This window comes from Velazquezella soli (assembly GCF_977018685.1).
Window position 1 is genome coordinate 664,827 of the sequence record NZ_CDRNXF010000004.1, and the last position, 19,089, is coordinate 683,915.

8 protein-coding genes are annotated in these 19,089 nt (G+C 60.5%); 6 read left to right on the forward strand and 2 right to left on the reverse strand.

The window, feature by feature from the left end; translation table 11 throughout:
• Positions 1-88: 88 nt before the first annotated feature.
• The gene (locus AC0JZ8_RS06810) at positions 89-1,684 is read right to left on the reverse strand and encodes an ABC transporter substrate-binding protein (RefSeq protein WP_062581538.1); all 1,596 of its coding nucleotides are present in this window, start codon (positions 1,682-1,684) and stop codon (positions 89-91) included.
• A 497-nt stretch (positions 1,685-2,181) separates the two neighbouring features.
• On the opposite strand from AC0JZ8_RS06810, the gene AC0JZ8_RS06815 reads away from it, so the two are divergent.
• From AC0JZ8_RS06815 to AC0JZ8_RS06835, 5 genes are all read left to right on the forward strand, one after another.
• The gene (locus AC0JZ8_RS06815; protein ID WP_092660909.1) at positions 2,182-3,615 is read left to right on the forward strand and encodes a M20 family metallopeptidase; all 1,434 of its coding nucleotides are present in this window, start codon (positions 2,182-2,184) and stop codon (positions 3,613-3,615) included.
• A 126-nt stretch (positions 3,616-3,741) separates the two neighbouring features.
• Positions 3,742-5,097, forward strand: a complete 1,356-nt coding sequence (locus AC0JZ8_RS06820; protein ID WP_092659196.1) for an aspartate aminotransferase family protein — start codon at positions 3,742-3,744, stop codon at positions 5,095-5,097.
• A gap of 72 nt (positions 5,098-5,169) precedes the next feature.
• Positions 5,170-6,630, forward strand: a complete 1,461-nt coding sequence (locus AC0JZ8_RS06825; RefSeq protein ID WP_062462148.1) for a phospholipase D-like domain-containing protein — start codon at positions 5,170-5,172, stop codon at positions 6,628-6,630.
• Between the two features lie 25 nt (positions 6,631-6,655).
• Positions 6,656-7,468, forward strand: a complete 813-nt coding sequence (locus tag AC0JZ8_RS06830; RefSeq protein WP_062462152.1) for an endonuclease/exonuclease/phosphatase family protein — start codon at positions 6,656-6,658, stop codon at positions 7,466-7,468.
• Positions 7,469-7,556: 88 nt separating this feature from the next.
• Positions 7,557-8,531, forward strand: a complete 975-nt coding sequence (locus AC0JZ8_RS06835) for a threonine ammonia-lyase (RefSeq protein WP_062462154.1) — start codon at positions 7,557-7,559, stop codon at positions 8,529-8,531.
• Between the two features lie 384 nt (positions 8,532-8,915).
• Here AC0JZ8_RS06835 and AC0JZ8_RS06840 read toward each other — a convergent pair whose 3' ends face one another.
• Positions 8,916-10,085 carry a M20 aminoacylase family protein gene (locus AC0JZ8_RS06840; protein ID WP_471892126.1) on the reverse strand — a complete coding sequence of 390 codons (1,170 nt, stop codon included), beginning with the start codon at positions 10,083-10,085 and terminating at the stop codon, positions 8,916-8,918.
• A 261-nt stretch (positions 10,086-10,346) separates the two neighbouring features.
• Between AC0JZ8_RS06840 and AC0JZ8_RS06845 the strand changes: the two genes are divergently transcribed.
• On the forward strand, positions 10,347-18,842 hold the full coding sequence (locus AC0JZ8_RS06845; protein ID WP_471892127.1) for a glycoside hydrolase family 94 protein: 8,496 nt from the start codon (positions 10,347-10,349) through the stop codon (positions 18,840-18,842).
• The last annotated feature ends 247 nt before the right edge of the window (positions 18,843-19,089 follow it).

Consider the following 19,089-nt stretch of genomic DNA (forward strand, 5'->3'; position numbering starts at 1 on the left):
GCGTCGCGCCGCATTTTTGGGCGTCTCATAAGAAAATGCCGCGGGAAACGCAACGCTCCCCGCGGCAAAAAGTTGTGATTAGGCTGGATTACTCAGCGATATCGACGGTCTCGAACGTAAAGTCGCCAAGCGGGCTCTGGGTAAAGCCGGTCACACCCTTTGCCATCGGGACGATAGCAAGCGAGTGATCGAGGGTTGCCCAAGGTGCTTCCTTCTTGAAGACGACCTGCGCCTGCTCATAGAGCTTGGTGCGCTCGGCCATGTCGGACGTGACCTTGGCCTTCTTCACCAGTTCGTCGAACTCCTTGTTGCACCACTGAGCGCGGTTGTTGCCGCCGACGGCGTCACAACCCAGCAGGGTGTCGAGGAAGTTGTCCGGATCACCGTTGTCGCCGGTCCAGCCGAGCATGGCAGCACCGTCGCGGTCCTTTGCCTTCGAACGCTGCAGGTATTCTGCCCATTCGTAGGAAACGATCTCGACCTTGACGCCGATCTTGGCGAAATCGTCCTGGATGATTTCAGCGGCGCGGCGCGCGTTCAGCATGTAGGGACGCGAAACCGGCATCGCCCAGACCTTCATGGAGAGGTCCTTGACGCCAGCATCGGCCAGCATCTTCTTGGCGGCTTCGAGATCGTATGTGTCGTCCTTGACGGAGTTGTTGTACGACCACATCGTCGGCGGGATCGGGTTGGTCGCAGGCGTTGCCATGCCCTGGAAGACGGCGTCGACGATCGCGTTCTTGTTGATCGCCTTGTTGAGCGCGATGCGCACTTCCGGCTTGTCGAACGGAGCCTGGGTCGTGTTGTAGGCGAGGTAGGCGATGTTGAGGCCTTCCTGCTCCAGAACCTGGAGGTTCGGGTCCGACTTCATCGACTGGACGTCAGCGGCGTTCGGGAAAGGCATCAGGTGGCATTCGCCGGCCTTGAGCTTCTGGTAACGAACGGCAGCGTCGCTGGTGATCGCGAAGACGAGGTCGTCGATCTTCGGAGCGGTGCCCCAGTAATCGGCGTTCTTCTTGAAGCGGATGATGGCATCCTGCTGGTAGGCGACGAAGGTGAACGGGCCGGTGCCGACCGGGTTCTGGTTCAGCTGTTCCTTCTTGCCGTCCTTGTCGAGGCTGTCTGCGTATTCCTTCGACAGGATCGAAGCGAACGGCATGGCCAGGTTGGCGAGGAAAGGTGCTTCCGGACGGTTCAGCGTCATCTTCACGGTCAGGTCATCGACCTTTTCGATCGACTTGATCAGCTTCGGGAAGCCCATGCCGTCGGCATATTCCCAGGAAGCGCCGTTGATGTACTTGTTCCAGGCATTCTTCTCGTCGATCTGACGACCGATGGAGAAGATCACGTCATCGGCATTCAGCGCGCGCGTCGGTGTGAAGAATTCCGTGGTCTGGAACTTCACGTTCGGGCGCAGCTTGAATGTGTAGACGGTGCCGTCGGACGAAATGTCCCAGCTCTCGGCAAGACCGGCTTCCGGCTGCGTCGTTCCAGGCTTGAACTCGAGCAGGCGGTTGTAGATCGGGTGGGCCGAAGCGTCGAACGTCGTGCCGGCGGTGTACATGCCGGGGTCGAAGCCTTCTGGCGAACCTTCGGAGCAATACACGAAGGTCTTGGCGTTCGCAGCGCCTGCGAAAATTGTTGCCGACAGCAGGGCTGTGGCAAGGGCGAGCTTGTATTTCATATCGGTCTCCCAATGACCTTGAGCCGGCTAACTGCCAGGCTAGGCCGTGTTTTGAATTTGATGATACGCTTACGTGCGCGTCAATCCTGCTTGTGTGTCTCACCTCCTGGTCGCAAATCTTTTGTTTGCTGACCGTATTCTTCAGTCTTCGACGGATCTCCGATACCTTTTCGGCACTCAACCCATGTTTTCTCGAATTGACGACGGATTTCCAAGTATTCGGCTTTCATGAGCATGAACTCACGGCGTCGGCCTTATTTACGCAAAATTGTTATCGTCTTCTGCGGTATCCTTGGTCTTCCTGTGACGTCGGGCGCGAGCATAGCGATTATGATGCACTTGTCGAGATACCAAGTTTCACGCGTTGCGTTGTCGAGCGCGGCATGTTGATTTTTTCAGCCGCGCTTATTTTTTAAGCTGCCGGTCCATTGTCATTGGGCGGGAAACGGTTAGGGTTTGGCGCCTTCAGGACCGAATGCTTGATCGAGGCGCATATTATGACGACCGTAAATTCCAATCTTCCCCACATCTTAACTCTTATCGACCGCAAGACCGAGGTTTTCCGGGAGCTGTCCGACCGCGTCTGGGAGACGCCGGAAACCTGCTACATGGAAACCCTGTCCGCGGCAGCGCATCGGGAAATGCTGGAAACTCAAGGGTTCCGGATCACCGATAACGTGGCCGGCATTCCGACCGCGCTGATCGGCGAGGCTGGGGAAGGTGGACCGGTGATTGCCTTTCTCGGGGAGTTCGACGCTCTTGCAGGGTTGAGCCAGAAGGCGGGCGAAACCGCTTACGATCCGATCACTGCCGGCGCAAACGGCCATGGCTGCGGCCATAATCTTCTCGGTTCCGCCTCGCTTCTTGCCGCAACGGCTCTCAAGGATTGGCTCGAAGCCAACGGAACGCCGGGACGCGTGCGCTATTACGGCTGCCCGGCGGAAGAGGGCGGGGCTGCCAAAGCGTTCATGGTGCAGTCCGGCGCATTTGAAGATGTCGATATCGCCATCAGCTGGCACCCCAGCAATTTCGCAGGCGTCCAGCGCGAGACATCGCTTGCCAACTGCCGTGTCGATTTTACCTTTACCGGGCGTGCGGCGCATGCCGCGGCGGTTCCGGAGCTTGGCCGCAGTGCGCTCGATGCCGTCGAGTTGATGAGTGTCGGCGTCAACTATATGCGCGAACACATGCCATCCGATTGCCGCATCCACTACGCGGTTCTCGACAGCGGCGGCATTTCGCCGAACGTCGTCCAGGCGCATGCCAAGGTCCGCTATGTCATTCGCGCACCCGAACTGCCGGGCCTGCTACCTTTGATCGAGCGGGTCAAGAAGGTCGCGGAAGGTGCGGCGCTGATGACCGAGACCAAGGTGGAAAGCACAATCCTTGCCGGCGTTTCCAACCTCGTCGTCAACACGCCGCTGATGGATGCGATGCAGGATGTCTGGGAAAGCCTCGGCCCGCCACCTTTTGATGCCGCCGACCAGGAATTTGCGGCCAAGATTCGTGCGACGCTGACGCCGGAGGATATCGCGGCGAGCTGGCGCCAGGAGCGGCTTGACGAACGCGATGTTCCGCTGGCGGATTTCGTGCTTCCGGCGCATGGCGAGCTTCGTCAGATGGGCGGCTCGACTGATGTCGGCGATGTCAGCTGGGTGGTGCCGACCGTGCAGGCCTATGGCGCAACGCTTGCTATCGGAACCCAGCTTCATACATGGCAGGTCGTCGCGCAAGGCAAGAGCGAGCTTGCTCACAAGGGCATGGTGTCTGTTGCCAAGGCGATGGCCGCCACGGGTCTTGCGGCGCTGGAAAGCGAGCAGCTGCGCGAGGCCGCCTGGGCGGACCTGAAAAAGCGGCTGAAAGGCCAGGCCTATATCAGCCCGATGCCTGCCGGTACCGAGCCGCCGGTCGCCGCAATGACGGTGAAGTGAACATGTAAGCCGTCGTGTCAACTATTTCGAACGGAGAAGTTCTTGGACAGTGTTTTGCGCTGTCCAAGATCGGCGTTTCGCCGTAAGAATGACGCCAAAATCAGTCAGGTGCAGAGGAGGCCCTTCGTGACGGTACAGCCCAATTCCATGGAAGCCCGCGACAAGGCTTATCACATGCACTCCTACACGAACGCCCGCGCTCTGGAGCGCGACGGTGCGCTGGTGATGGAACGCGGCGAAGGCATCTACGTCTACGACAACAACGGCAAGAAATACATCGAAGGCATGTCCGGCCTCTGGAGCGTCGCTGTCGGCTTTGGTGAAAACCGGCTGGTCGAGGCCGCCACGCGGCAGATGAGCAAGCTGCCCTATTACCATACGTTCACATCGCGGGCGAACGGCCCGTCGATCGAGCTTGCCGAAAAGCTGGTGCAGATGGCGCCGGTGCCGATGTCGAAGGCGTTTTTCACGAATTCGGGTTCGGAAGCCAACGATACGGCGATCAAGATGATCTGGTACCGGTCGAACGCCATGGGCAAGCCGGAGAAGAAAAAGATCATCTCCCGGATCAAGGGCTATCACGGCGTGACCGCCGTTTCCGCGAGCCTGACCGGTCTGCCGAACAACCACCGGTCGTTCGATCTGCCGCTGCCCGGCATCTTCCACACATCCTGCCCGCATTACCGCGCCTTCAAGCTTGAGGGCGAGAGCGAGGCTGCCTTCGTCGAACGGTGTGCCAAGGAACTCGAGGACCTGATCCTGCGCGAAGGCCCCGAAACCGTCGCAGCCTTTATCGGCGAGCCGGTGATGGGTGCTGGCGGCGTGATCGTGCCGCCTGCCGGTTACTGGCCGGCCATCCAGGCCATCCTCAAGAAATACGACATCCTATTCATCGCCGACGAAGTGATTTGCGGCTTTGGCCGCACCGGCAACATGTTCGGGACGCAGACTTTCGATCTGCAGCCGGATTTCATGACGCTGTCGAAGCAGATCTCCTCGTCCTACCAGCCGATCTCGGCGCTTCTCATCAACGAGAACGTCTACGCCCCGATCGCGGACGAATCCGCGAAGATCGGCACGTTCGGACACGGCGTCACCGCCGCCGGCCACCCGGTTGCGGCGGCCGTTGCGCTTGAGAATATCGCGATCATCGAAGAGCGCGATCTGGTCGGAAACGTCCGGGCGCTTGCGCCAAAATTCCAGTCGCGCCTGAAGGAACTCGAAGGTCATCCGCTGGCGATCGAAGCGCGTGGCATCGGTCTCATCGGTGCACTCGAACTTGCTCCGCGCGAAGGGTTTGCCACCGGTCAGCTCGGCCCGAAACTGTTTTCGATCATGGTCGAGAAGGGGCTGATCAGCCGTGCGATCGGCGACTCGCTGGCGCTTTGCCCACCTCTCATCATCAATGAGTCACAGCTGGACGTGCTGTTCGACACATTCGAAGCGTCGCTCGACGTGCTGAAAAAGCAGCTCGACGCCTGATGTCATCAGGAGCCGGGCTAACCTTTGTCCGGCTCCGATTGCCCAAAGCGATGGGGCGCATATATTCGCCTCATGCTTGACCTCTTCCATACCTACTGGCCGCACATCCTGTTCGTCTTTTCGCTCGTTGCCGGCACGGCAGCCGCTATCCATGCGGCCATGACGAAGGAAGAAGTGCGCTCGGCGATTGGCTGGGTCGGCATCATCGTCCTGTCGCCCATCATCGGCGCGTCGCTCTATATGCTTGCCGGCGTCAATCGCATCCGCCGAACGGTCATCAGTGATCGCCGTGCCCTGCTGCAGGGCCGCGAGTGGGCACATTTTGCCTCCTACGACGCGACAGATGCACTGATCATCAAGGATTTTGGTCACCGGTTCCGCGCGATGAAGACGCTGGGAGACCGGGTGACTTCCCATCACCTCACATCCGGAAATTCGATTCTTTCGCTGGATACCGGCGACGCCGCCTATGCCGCCATGCTGGGTGCAATCCGCAAGGCGAAGAAGAGCGTCATTTTGGAAACCTACATCTTCGATCGGGACAGGATCGGACGCCAGTTTGTCGAGGCCCTGATTGCTGCGGTAAAGCGGGGTGTGGAAGTGCGTGTGCTGATCGATGCGGTCGGCGCCCGCTACTCGGTTCCAAGCGTACTCGGCATGCTGCGCGATGGCGGCGTCGGGGTCAGCGTCTTCAACGGCAACGTCATCGTCGGCTTGCGGCTGCCTTACGCAAACCTTCGAACCCACCGCAAGATCCTGGTCGTGGATGGCCGCGTCGCGTTTACCGGCGGCATCAACATTCGCGAAAGTTTCTCGAGCGAATTCAATGGCGATGGGTTTTCGCTCGATACGCATTTCAAGGTTACCGGGCCATTGGTGGCCGACCTTTTTGCCGTTGCCGCAGCCGACTGGCAGTTCACCACGGGCGAGACATTGGAAGATGATGCGTGGGAGCTTGTCGCGCCCGCAGCGGAACCCGGCAAGGCGGTCATTGCCCGGGTCGTTTCGACCGGACCGGACCGTAGCGTCGAGACCAACCACAAGATGCTGATGGGCGCATTTTCCGTCGCCCGGTCATCGATCCGCATCGTGTCGCCCTATTTTCTGCCGGACCGGGAGCTGATTACCGCGCTGGTTACGGCGGCAAGGCGCGGTGTGCGGGTTGATATCGTCGTGCCCGGCGCGAACAACCTGACGCTTGTCGATCGGGCGATGACGGCGCAGTTCGACCAGATGCTGAAGAACTACTGCCGTATCTGGCGGGCAAGCGGCGCCTTCAATCATTCCAAGCTTCTGACCGTCGACAGCCGCTGGTCCTACGTGGGGTCTTCCAATCTCGATCCGCGTTCGCTGCGGCTGAATTTCGAGGTGGATCTGGAAGTGCTGGACGAGGCTTTTGCGCGAACTTTGGAACGAAGGATAGACTTGATGATTTCCTCTTCGACCGAGGTGACGCTTCACAGCCTGAGATCACGGCCGTTTCCCGTTCGCCTGATCGAGAAAGTTCTTTGGTTGGGATCGCCCTATCTTTAAACCGGCAAGACCGAAGCGCGATATCATGCATCAGAAACGTCCCAACCTTCCGGCCAGCATCCTGGCATCGATCAAGGCCCGCAAGAACCGCGGCGAAGGCGTTCATTCCGTGCATGACAGAGACAGCGGCATGCTGATCGCCTCCTACAACGTGCATAAATGCGTCGGCATCGACCGCAAGTTCGATCCTGCCCGTATCGCTCACGTGATCCGCGAAATCGGCGCGGATGTGATTGCTCTGCAGGAGGCGGACAGCCGGTTTGGCGAACGTCGCGGCCTGCTCGATCTCGGCTGGATGGAGCGCGAGACGGGGCTGCTTCCGGTGCCGATCTCCGGCGTCGCCAAGGCGCATGGCTGGCACGGCAATGTGATCTTTTTCCGCGAAGGTCTCGTCCGCGACGTGCATCAGGTCAAACTGCCGGGGCTGGAGCCGCGCGGGGCGCTGATCACCGAACTCGAGATGAAGGATGGCAGCACACTTCGCGTGATTGCGGCGCATCTTGGTCTTCTTAACCGGTCGCGTCAGCAGCAGGCGCGCATGCTGCTCGAGATCATCGGCTCCCGCGACGAGCATCCGACAGTGCTGATGGGCGATCTCAACGAGTGGCGGCTGGGTGACCGCTCGGCGCTCAACACACTCGCTACCGTATTCGGCCTGCCGCCGGCGGTTCCAAGCTTTCCGTCGCGCCTGCCGGTGCTGGCACTCGATCGGATCATGGCGAACCGGCCGGGCCTGATTGAGAGGGTCGTGACCCATGACACGCCGCTTGCGCGGCTCGCGTCCGACCATCTTCCAATCAAGACGGTGGTGAAACTCGGTTCAACGGCTGAAGGATAGCGGCACTTGTCGGCCGTCGGCATCTTTACGCCTGCAGCATCGGCGAATAGGTTCGGGGTCTCGCCTGTTCGTCCCCAAGGATTTCCCGATGACCGATATTGCTATGATCGAAGCCGCGCGCGGCCGTCTTTCCGGCCATGCCCGCCGTACGCCGCTTCTGTTCTCGTCATTTCTGGATGACATCGCCGGGCGGCGCATCTTCGTGAAACCCGAATGCCTGCAGCAGACCGGCTCGTTCAAGTTCCGTGGCGCGTGGTCAGCAATTTCGTATCTTCCGGCGGACGTTCGCGCGAAGGGCGTTATCGCCTTTTCGTCCGGGAACCATGCGCAGGGCGTGGCGCTGGCGGCCAGGATGCATGGCATTCCGGCCGTCATCATCATGCCCGCCGATGCGCCGCGCATCAAAATTGAAAACACGCGGGCCTACGGCGCCGAAGTGGTGCTCTACGATCGCGCCAGGGAGGATCGTGACGAGATCGGCCGGCAGCTTTCGAGCGAAAGAGGCCTGACCCTCATCAAGCCATTCGACGAACCGCTTGTCATCGCCGGGCAGGGGACGGCAGGTCTGGAAATCGCCGAACAGGCTGCGGAAGAGGGGATCACGCAGGCCAGTGTTCTGGTGCCGACCGGCGGGGGCGGTTTCATCTCCGGGATTTCGCTGGCGCTCGAAGCACGTGCACCGGGCTTTACCGTGCATCCCTGCGAACCTGAAGGCTTCGACGATGTGACCCGTTCGCTCGCGAGCGGAACGATCCAGAAGAACGCCACACAATCAGGTTCGCTCTGCGACGCGATCGTCACGCCGCAGCCTGGCACGATTACCTTTCCGATCATGTCGCGTCTCTGCGGCCCGGGCATAGTGGTGACGGAAGATGAAGCGCTGCATGCGGTGGCGCTTGCCTTCAACCGTCTGAAGATCGTCGTTGAACCGGGCGGCGCGGTTGCGCTGGCGGCAGCGCTTTTCCATGGCGAGAGCCTTGGTGAGACGGTGATTGCGGTCTGCTCAGGCGGCAATATCGACCCGGACGTGTTCCGCCTGGCGCTCGACAGGTTTGCCGCCTGAGGTCTCGTTTTAGGCCGCAGGCATAATAAACCGTTAACCGGCACATTGGGGCGTTAAGAAAAAAGTATTTTCCAAGGAACGTGGTGCTTAGGAGAAAGTTATCTCTATCAGCTTGGTAGAGTTAAGCTAAACTACATGGGAAGAGACACAAAACCGGGAGGTTCGCATGCAGCCGATCCAGCATCATACTCGGGCATTCCCTCACCGCGCCGCGGGCGTTGTCAGCAGGTGGCAGTGGGTAGCATATGCAGGCCTTGTGACTGCCGCCTTCGTGTTCATCGGGGCAGTCACGCTCGGTATTCTCACCTAACACGTATCCGAAATTCAAGATCTCAATAGCAACTAAGCCTTCCGATCCGCGCCCGGATCGGAAGGCTTACTGTTTCAGCCCTGAGTCGTCGGCAAATAGGCTTCTGCCAGTTCCACCCAGAAATTCGTCCCGATCGGCAAGGCGTCGTCGTTAAAGTCGAATTTCGGATGATGGAGCGGGGGATCGTTCTGGGTTCTTGCGGTGCCTAAGAAGAAATAGGTGCCTGGCTTCTCTGCAAGGAAATAACCGAAGTCCTCGGCGCCCATCATCGGCCGTTCGATTTCGGCAAGGTTTTCCGGGCCGACAACCTTCTTCGCCAGGTCCCTGACAAAGTCCGTCTCCGCGTTGTGGTTGACGGTCGCGTCGTAGCCGCGGGTATATTCGATCGTCGCTGTCATGCCGTAGCTTGCCGCCTGGCCAACTGCTACACCGCGGATCCGTTCCTCCAGCTTGTCTCGCACGGCAGGGTCGAAGGACCGGATGGTGATAACCATTTCTGCCCGCTCCGGAATGACATTGCTGGCGATGCCGGCGTTGAATGCGCCGACCGTGACGACGGCCGGATCGAGTGGATGGATGTTGCGAGAAACGACAGTCTGCAGCGCCATGATGATGCTGGCGCCGGCGACGATCGGGTCTGCGGCATCCTGAGGTTCGGCGCCATGGCCGCCGCGGCCGTTGACGACGATACGGCATTCGTCGACCGCCGCCATGATCGGCCCTTCCTTGACGAAGATCTTGCCGAAGGGCAGGCCTGGGTCATTGTGCAGGCCGAAGACGGCGTCGCAGGGAAAGCGATCGAACAGTCCGTCCTCCATCATCAGCCTGGCGCCGCCGAAATTTTCTTCTGCCGGCTGGAAGATCAGATTGAGTGTGCCGTCGAAGTTTTTGCGCTGTGCGAGTATCTTTGCGGCACCCAGAAGCATGGCGGTATGGCCATCGTGACCGCAGGCATGCATGACGCCCTTGTTGAGGCTGGCATAGTCCGCGCCGGTTTCTTCCTCGATCGGAAGCGCGTCGATATCGGCGCGAATGCCGACCGATCGCTCGCTCGATCCATTCTTCAGGGTCGCAACGATGCCGGTCTTGCCGAGGCCGCGGGTGACGGCGTAACCGAATTCCTCAAGCTTTGCCGCGATATAGTCCGAAGTGGTGAATTCTGAGAGGCCAAGTTCGGGATGCTGATGCAGAAAGTGGCGGGTTGCCACAACTTCGCTCATGTCGTTGGTAAACTTGATCGTCATCGTTCCATCACCCTATCTGCCTGCAAACGCGTCCAAGCTGCTCACTCGTATCGTTCACGTTTAGCAGTGCCATCATCGTTCAGGCAAATGAACAGCCTCGCATTCAGCATTTATTCAGGCTGTTGGCCCTAGAGCCGACAATGTCTTACTGCGTGAGCAGATGCGATAGCGATTGATCCACGATTTGCAATATAAGGATCGCTCTCTATCTCATGCTTCGCATCTTAGTTCGTGAAACGAAATTCATTCAGAAGTTCATCCATGTCCCCTGATATTCAGCCTTCGGCTTCTACCCGCGAAACGGAAAGCAAGCAGATCGATCATAACGATTCGATCCGCGCGACGTATTTTACGGCTGATGATCTTCGGCAATGTGGAGAAACGCTGGGTCGGCAAGGTGCAGCCGATCTGCCGGGCTTCATGAAATTCGAGTTTTTCACGCGCCACGCGGAAAACGAGAAGGAAATCCTCAGGGTCTATCGCGCCGCCGCGCAGGATGTCGATGCGGGTGCTTCGATCACGCCTGCCGCCGAATGGCTGCTCGACAACTATTACATTGTCGAGGAAGCGATCCAGGAAGTCCGCCGCGACTTCCCGAAGAAATTCTTCAAGCAATTGCCGACGACCAAGATCGGCAGCCAGGAAATCCCGCGCGTTCTCTCGCTGGCATGGCTTTATGTGGCGCACACCCACAGCAGCATTTCGCGCGAAACGCTGGCCGAGATGGTCGAGGGTTACCAGACCGACGAGCCGCTGGAGATCGGCGAACTCTGGGCATTGCCATCGTTCATCCGCTTCGTTCTCATTGAGAACCTGCGTCGTATCGCCAGCCGCGTTGATCGCTCGCGCAACATGCGCCGCCGCGCCAACGATGCCGCCGACGAGATCATTCGTCTGAACGACGAGACTGCCGGTGCCGAGCTCCTGAAGAGCCTCGAAGGCCTCACCGACGACAACACGTTCACAAGCCAATTCCTCTATCGCCTGCGCAATGCCTCGCAGAATTCCGGCTTTGCGATCGAATGGCTTGAGAAGCGGCTGGTCGCGTCCGGCAAGGCTGTCGAAACCGTAATGCAGGCGGAACAGAGCCGCTTGTCGTCCGGCAACGTGACGATGGGCAACATCATCAAGAGCCTGCGCCTCATCGACGATACGGAATGGAGCGTCTGGTTCGAAGAGGTCTCGCAGATCGACAAGATCTTCCGCGAGCACACGGATTACGAAGCGCTCGATTTCGGCTCGCGCAATGCCTTCCGCAGCCGCATCGAAAAGATCGCCCGCGTGGCCAAGCGCAGCGAAGCCGAGGTGACCCAGGCTGCCGTCGATCTTGCGATCGCAGCACGGGCGCACGATCCGGACGAGCGGGAAACCAATGTCGGCGCCTTCATCGTCGGGCGCCGCCGCAAGGAGCTGGAGACGGCCGTTGGCTACCAGCCGCCGCTGCTGCAGCGGGCTGTGCGCGCCTACCGCAAGCTCGGCTGGTTCGCCATCGGCGGCCCGGTTATGCTTTTAACCTTTCTGGCGCTCGCCGTTACCGGCTATTTCCTCGTGGCGGCTGCCATTCCGCTGGTGGTCGTCTTCTTCCTGCTTCTGATGTTCGCGCTGCCCGCGTCGGAAGGCGCGACCGGTCTGTTCAACACGGTCGTGACCTATTTCGTCAAACCCGCCCGTCTCGTCGGATACGAATATAAGGAAGGCATTCCCGAGGAGGCGCGCACGCTGGTCGTGGTGCCCTGCCTGATCGCCGACCGCGACACTGTCGATGAACTCGTGCGCAATCTCGAAGTCCATTATCTGGCCAACCCCAAGGGCGAGATCTATTTTGCCCTCCTCAGCGACTGGCGCGACGCCAAGTTCGAGGAACAGGAAGCCGATCTCGAAATTCTCGAATATGCCAAGCGTGAAATTGCAGCGCTGAATACCCGCTACATGGAAGAGGCGGGGACGCGCTTTTACCTCCTGCACCGCCGCCGCCTGTTCAACCCGAACGAAGGCGCCTGGATGGGTTGGGAGCGCAAGCGCGGCAAGCTGCACGAACTCAACCTGCTTCTGCGCGGCGACCGCGACACGACCTATCTCCAGGGCGCCAACATGGTGCCGGAGAATGTCCAGTATGTCATGACGCTCGATGCCGACACCCGCCTGATCCGCGATGCGGTGACCAAGCTGGTGGGCAAAATGCATCACCCGATCAACCGTCCCGTCATCGATCCTGATACGCACCAGGTCGTGCGCGGCTACGGTCTGATGCAGCCGCGCGTGACGCCGTCATTGACGACCGGCAAGGAAGCCTCTGTCTTCCAGCGCGTGTTTTCGGTCGGCCGCGGTCTCGATCCCTATGTCTTTGCGGTCTCCGATGTCTATCAGGACCTGACGGCCGAAGGCTCGTTCACGGGCAAGGGCCTCTATCACGTCGACGCGTTCGAGACGTCCCTAAAGGGCCGTATCGAAGAAAACGCCGTTCTCTCGCACGACCTTCTCGAAGGCTCGTTCTCGCGCTGCGCGCTGATCACCGATGTCGAGCTGGTCGAGGATTTCCCGGTTCGCTACGAGGTCGAGGTCTCGCGCCAGCATCGCTGGGCGCGTGGCGACTGGCAGCTCCTGCCTTACATTCTTGAAGCCAAGCGGGGCGTCAGCGCCCTTGGCCGCTGGAAGATGCTCGATAACCTGCGCCGGTCGCTGACCCCGATCGCATGGTTCTTCGCCTCCATCCTCGGCTGGTACTTCATGGATCCGCTCGGTGCGCTGATCTGGCAGATCCTGCTGATCTTCTCGCTGTTCGTGGCGCCGACCATTTCGCTTCTCACCAACCTTCTGCCGCGCTCCAGCGACAATGTCACGAGCGCCCATTTCTATTCGGTCTGGTCGGATGTGCGCTCCACCAATGCGCAGGTCGCACTGCGCATCGTGTTCATCGCCGATTCCGCCTGCATCATGACCGATGCGATCGCCCGGTCGCTCTATCGCCTGCTCGTCAGCCGCAAGCTGATGCTGGAATGGAAGACCGCGGCCTCGATCCAGTCCGGCGCCCAGGGCAGCCCCACCGATTACTACCGTGCCATGTGGCATGCGCCGGCGATTGCCGTTCTCTCGGTGATCCTTGCGGCCCTTCCGGGCGACAACGCGTTCCTGGTCGGCATTCCGTTCGCCATCCTTTGGATTTTCTCGCCGCTGGTTGCCTGGTATGTCAGCCAGTCCGCTGAGACTGAAGACAAGTTGTTCGTACCGGAAAACGTCTCGGTCGAGCTGCGCAAGATCGCGCGGCGGACCTGGCGCTATTTCGAAACCTTCGTCACGGCCGAGCAGAACTACCTGCCGCCTGACAACTACCAGGAAAAGCCCAATCCCTCGATCGCCAAGCGGACGTCACCGACCAATATCGGCGTCTACCTTCTGTCGATTGTCTCGGCGCGGCATTTCGGCTGGATCTCGTTTACCGAAACGATCGAACGGATCGAGCAGACGCTTGCGACCGTCGAGCGTGCGGACAAGTTCCGCGGCCATATGTACAACTGGTATCACACCGATACCCTGAAGCCTCTGATGCCGCGCTATGTGTCGTCGGTCGACAGCGGCAATTTCGCGGGCCATCTGATCGCCATCTCGTCGGCCTGCCGTGTCTGGGCGGAAGCGCCTTCCGCGCATCTGCAGGGCAATCTCGATGGTCTCGGCGATGTCGTCGGCATTCTCGAAGAAACGCTGAAGTCGCTGCCGGACGATCGCAAGACCGTCCGTCCGCTGCGGCGCCGTCTTGAGGAGCGTATCATCGGCTTCTCCAACGCGCTTGCCGCCGTCAAGCGCGAGCACGAGTTCGCCTCGATCCGCATCATCAACCTGTCGGTGCTTGCCCGCGACATCCAGAAGCTGTCGCACAATCTCGATCATGAGGTGCGTTCCGCGCAAAGCGAGGAAGTGACCAAGTGGGCAGCGTCGCTGGTTGCCGTCTGCGAAGCGCATATCGGCGACAGCACATTCGACAATGGCAATATCGAGGAACTGCGCGACCGTCTCGCCGTGTTGCGTGATCGTGCCCGCAAGATCGCCTTCGGAATGGACTTCAAGTTCCTGTTCCGCAAGGACCGCCGCCTTCTGTCGATCGGCTACCGGGTCGAAAGCAACGAGGTCGACGAGGCCTGCTACGACCTTCTCGCGTCCGAAGCGCGTCTCACCAGCCTGTTCGGGATTGCCAAGGGTGATCTGCCCACCGAGCACTGGTACAAGCTTGGCCGTCACGTCGTGCCGATCGGCGCGCGCGGTGCGCTCGTCTCCTGGTCGGGTTCGATGTTCGAATACCTGATGCCGCCGCTCGTCATGCAGGAGCGTCAAGGCGGTATCCTCAACCAGACCAACAATCTGATCGTCAAGGAACAGATGAACCACGGCCGCCGTCTCGGCACGCCATGGGGCATTTCGGAAGCCGCGTTCAACGCGCTCGATCACCAGATGCACTATCAGTACACCAACTTCGGTGTGCCGACGCTGGGTCTGAAGCGCGGTCTCGGCCAGAATGCCGTTATCGCACCCTATGCCTCGATCCTCGCCAGCCAGTACGATCCGATCGCGGCCGTCGAAAACCTGAACGAATTGCGCAAACTCGGCGCACTCGGCATCTACGGCTTCCACGATGCGGTCGACTTCACGCCGACCCGCGTGCCGGAAGGCAAGCGCTGCGCGGTCGTCTACAACTACTATGCCCACCACCATGGCATGTCGATTGCAGCCGTTGCCAACGTCGTCATGAACGGCCTGCTGCGCGAACTCTTCCACGCCGATCCTGTGATCGAAGCGGCGGAACTGTTGCTGCAGGAAAAGGCTCCGCGCGACATTCCAGTGATGAGCGCCAAGCACGAGGAAAAGCCAGGTACCGGCGGCGGCGAGCTGCTGCGTCCGGAAATCCGCACCGTCACCAACCCGGCCACCAAGGACCGCGAACTGGTTCTGCTCTCCAACGGCCACTACTCGCTGATGCTGACGGCGACCGGTTCCGGTTATTCGCGCTGGAACAACCTTTCGGTTTCCCGCTGGAAGGCGGATCCGACCGAAGACCGCTGGGGCCAGTTCATCTTCCTGCGCGACACGACATCCGGCGAGTGGTGGTCCACCACGGCCGAGCCGCGCCGCGCCGAAGGCGAGCAGACCAAGACGGTGTTCGGTGACGAAAAGGCCGAATTCCACAAGACGGTCGGCGAACTGACCAGCACGGTCGAAGTCATCGTCGGCACCGAACACGATGCCGAGGGACGTCGCGTGACGTTGCTCAACATGGGCGACGAGGACCGCTTCATCGAAGTGACCTCCTACATGGAGCCTGTGATTGCCGGCGACGATGGCGACAGTGGCCATCCCGTGTTCTCGCGCATGTTTATCCGCACCGAGATCGGCAAGCGGGGTGACGTCATCCGTGCGTGGCGCAACAAACGCGATCTCAGCGATCCCGACATGATCGTGGCACATCTTGCCGCCGACAATGCCGGGTCTTCGCGACCGACCGAATACGAGACAGACCGTCGCAAGTTCCTCGGTCGGGGTCGCACGCTGTCGGAAGCTGCGGCTTTCGATCCGGGTGCGTCGCTGTCGAATACCGACGGCTTTACGCTCGATCCGATCCTGTCGCTGCGCCGCACGGTTCGTGTGCCGGCGGGCAAGAAGGTCAGCGTTATCTTCTGGACGATCGCTGCGCCCCGGCGCGAGGATCTCGACAAGGCGATCGAACATTATCGTCATGCCGAAACCTTCCAGAACGAACTCACCCAGGCTTGGACCCGCACGCAGGTGCAGATGCGCCATCTCGGCGTTACCTCGCAGGATGCCGCGGCCTTCCAGCATCTCGCCCGCTATCTGGTCTATCCGGACATGCAGCTTCGGGCCGATCAGCCGACGCTGAAGGCCGGCATGCAGGCACAGTCGGGGCTGTGGCCGTCGGCGGTGTCAGGCGACCTGCCGATCTTCACGCTGCGCATCAATGACGAAAACGACATGCCGGTTGCCAAGGAAGCTATCCTTGCGCAGCAGTACCTGCGCTCGCGCGGCGTTGTGTCTGATCTCGTCATCTTCAACGAGCGGGCGACCGAGGGTGCTCAGGAAGTACAGACGTCGATCGAACACATGTCTGCCCGCATGGGTCAGGAAGGTGGACGCCAGCACGTCTTCGCGCTGCGCCGCGACCTGATCGAAGGTGCCGGCGCCGATGGTCTGATTGCCGCGTCCCGCGTCGTGCTTCATGCGCGCAACGGCCGCATCAGCGATCAGTTGAACCGGACCAGCACGATCTTCGCACCGCCGAAGGATCAGGAGATCGAAGTCGATCGCCGTCCGCTGCTGAATGGCGAGATCTATTCCGCTCCCGTCGAGACCAGCGAAGGCCCGGCCGGAGTTGAGTTCTGGAACGGTTTTGGCGGCTTCTCCGCAGATGGCAGCGAATATGTCGTGCGCCTCAACGGTGGTCAGTCGACGCCGCATCCGTGGATCAACGTCATCTCCAACGACAATTTCGGCTTCCACGTTTCCGCGGAAGGCGCAGGCTTTACCTGGGCGCAGAACTCGCGCGACTACCAGATGACGCCGTGGACCAACGATCTCGTCATCAACCGTCCCGGTGAAGGCTTCTACGTGGCCGATATCGACAAGGGCACCGTGGTCACGCCGTTCGCTGCTCTGTCACGTCGTCCGGAAACCGTGTTCGAAACCCGTCACGGCCTCGGCTATTCGGTGTTCTCGACCGAGGAAGATGGCGTCAAGCTGTCGCTGACCCAGACGGTGGATCGCAACCGATCCGCAAAGCTTTCGCATATGAAGCTTCGCAACACCGGTTCGGAAACGAAGAAGCTGCGCATCTACGGCTATGTCGAATGGCTGCTGGGCACCAATCCTGCCAAGACCTCGCCATTCATCCTGTCCAGCCGCGACGAGGCGACGGGCACGCTGTTTGCGACCAACCCGTTCAGCATCAACTTCTCGCGCTTTGCCTTCCTCGGCATGCACGAGACACCGTCGGGCTTCACGGCAAGCCGTCGGGAGTTTGTCGGCAAATTCGGTTCGGTGCAGTTGCCGGCAGCGGTTGTTTCCGGTTCAAGCCTCAGCGGCTCGCTCGATCTCGACGGCGACCCGTGCGGAGCACTTGCCTACGACGTCGAACTGGCGCCGGGTGAAGAAACCGAAGTCACCTTCTTCCTTGGCGATGCTGCCACGAAGCAGGAGGCGGAAAGCCTTGCACTGGCACTTCGCGGCGACCGGTTCGAGGATATCCTTGCGGGGAACCGCAGCTTCTGGAGCGGTTTCACCGGCCGCCTGAAGATCTCGACGCCGGACAAGTCGCTCGACAACATGGTCAATCACTGGCTGCCCTATCAGGCACTCGGTTGCCGCATCATGGCCCGTACCGCCTTCTACCAGGCATCGGGTGCCTTCGGCTTCCGCGACCAGTTGCAGGATACGCTCGCGTTCCTGCTGCATGAGCCGTCGCTTGCCCGCAAGCAGATCCTCAATGCGGCGTCGCGGCAGTTCCGCGAAGGCGATGTCATGCACTGGTGGCTTCCCAACACCGGCGCCGGTGTTCGCACGACGATCTCCGACGACGTGGTGTGGCTTGCCTACGCGATCCACCAGTATGTGTCGGTGACCGGCGATCTGTCGATGCTCGATGAGAAGCTGCCGTTCCTCACCGGACCGATGCTGGAAAAAAACAAGCACGACGCCTTTATCCAGCCGGAGATCTCCAACGAGGTAGCCGATCTGTATGAACACGCAGCACGCGCGCTCGATCTCGCTGTTGAGCGGACCGGAGACCTGGATCTTCCGCTCATTCTCGGTGGCGACTGGAACGACGGGATGAACCGTGTCGGCATGGCCGGTCGTGGTCAGAGCGTCTGGCTCGGTTGGTTCCTGGCGGCTGCGCTTCGAAACTTCCTGCCCTATGCGGAAGCCCGCAAGGATCGTTCGCGTGCCGATCGCTGGAGCAAGCATATCGATACGCTGAAGGCTGCGCTGGAATCGGATGGCTGGGACGGTGCGTATTACCGCCGCGGTTATTTCGACGACGGTTCTCCGCTCGGCTCGGCCAAGAGCGACGAATGCCGCATCGATTCGCTCGGCCAGTCCTGGAGTGTGCTGTCTGGCGAAGGCAGGCCGGATCGTTCCGAGCAGGCTATGAACGCGGTCATGGATAAACTGGTGGACGAGGATGCGGGTATCATCCGCCTCTTCACCCCGCCTTTCCAGGACACACGCAGGGATCCGGGCTACATCAAGGCCTATCCACCCGGCGTGCGTGAAAACGGTGGCCAGTATACCCATGGTGCAATCTGGGTCGTGCTCGCGCTCGCCCGGCTGAAGCGCGGCGACGATGCCTGGAAGTGCTTCCAGATGCTCAACCCGATCAACCATGCGCTTGACCGGAATGCCGCCGAAACCTACCGCGTCGAACCGTACGTGGTTGCAGCCGACGTCTACGGTGCCGGCGACTATCAGAGCCGCGGCGGCTGGACCTGGTATACGGGTTCCGCCGGCTGGCTCTACCGCGCCGCGGTCGAAGGCATTCTCGGCATCCGCCGTGCTGGCGATACGCTGTTTGTCGATCCGGTCCTGCCGAGCGGCTGGGACGGCTTTACCGCCGAACTTACCCTCGATGGTGTCACCCACGAGATTGTGGTCAAGGACGGCAAGGCGTCGATCGGTGGCGTCGCTGTCGATCCGGTCAACGGCCTCAACCTTTCGGCGCCAGCGACCAGCGCATTGCCGGCTCCGCCCGCAGAAAGCTGATCCCACCGGGCGTCGAACGTCCTGATGGTATCCCAAACAGAAACCCCGCTTCCAGCAATGGCAGCGGGGTTTTTTGTTGGTTTGTGCGCGGTGAGGAGAAGTGTCGGCCGATCCGGGCAGGGGCGATGTCCTGCTCTGATGTCCACGTATCGTGCCAGCCGATCGGGATGCCGCTCACAATGCGCGGCATGAACAGGTCGGGACCCAACCGCCGCTCACGCACTTGGTATGGCAAGCACCTGCAAAG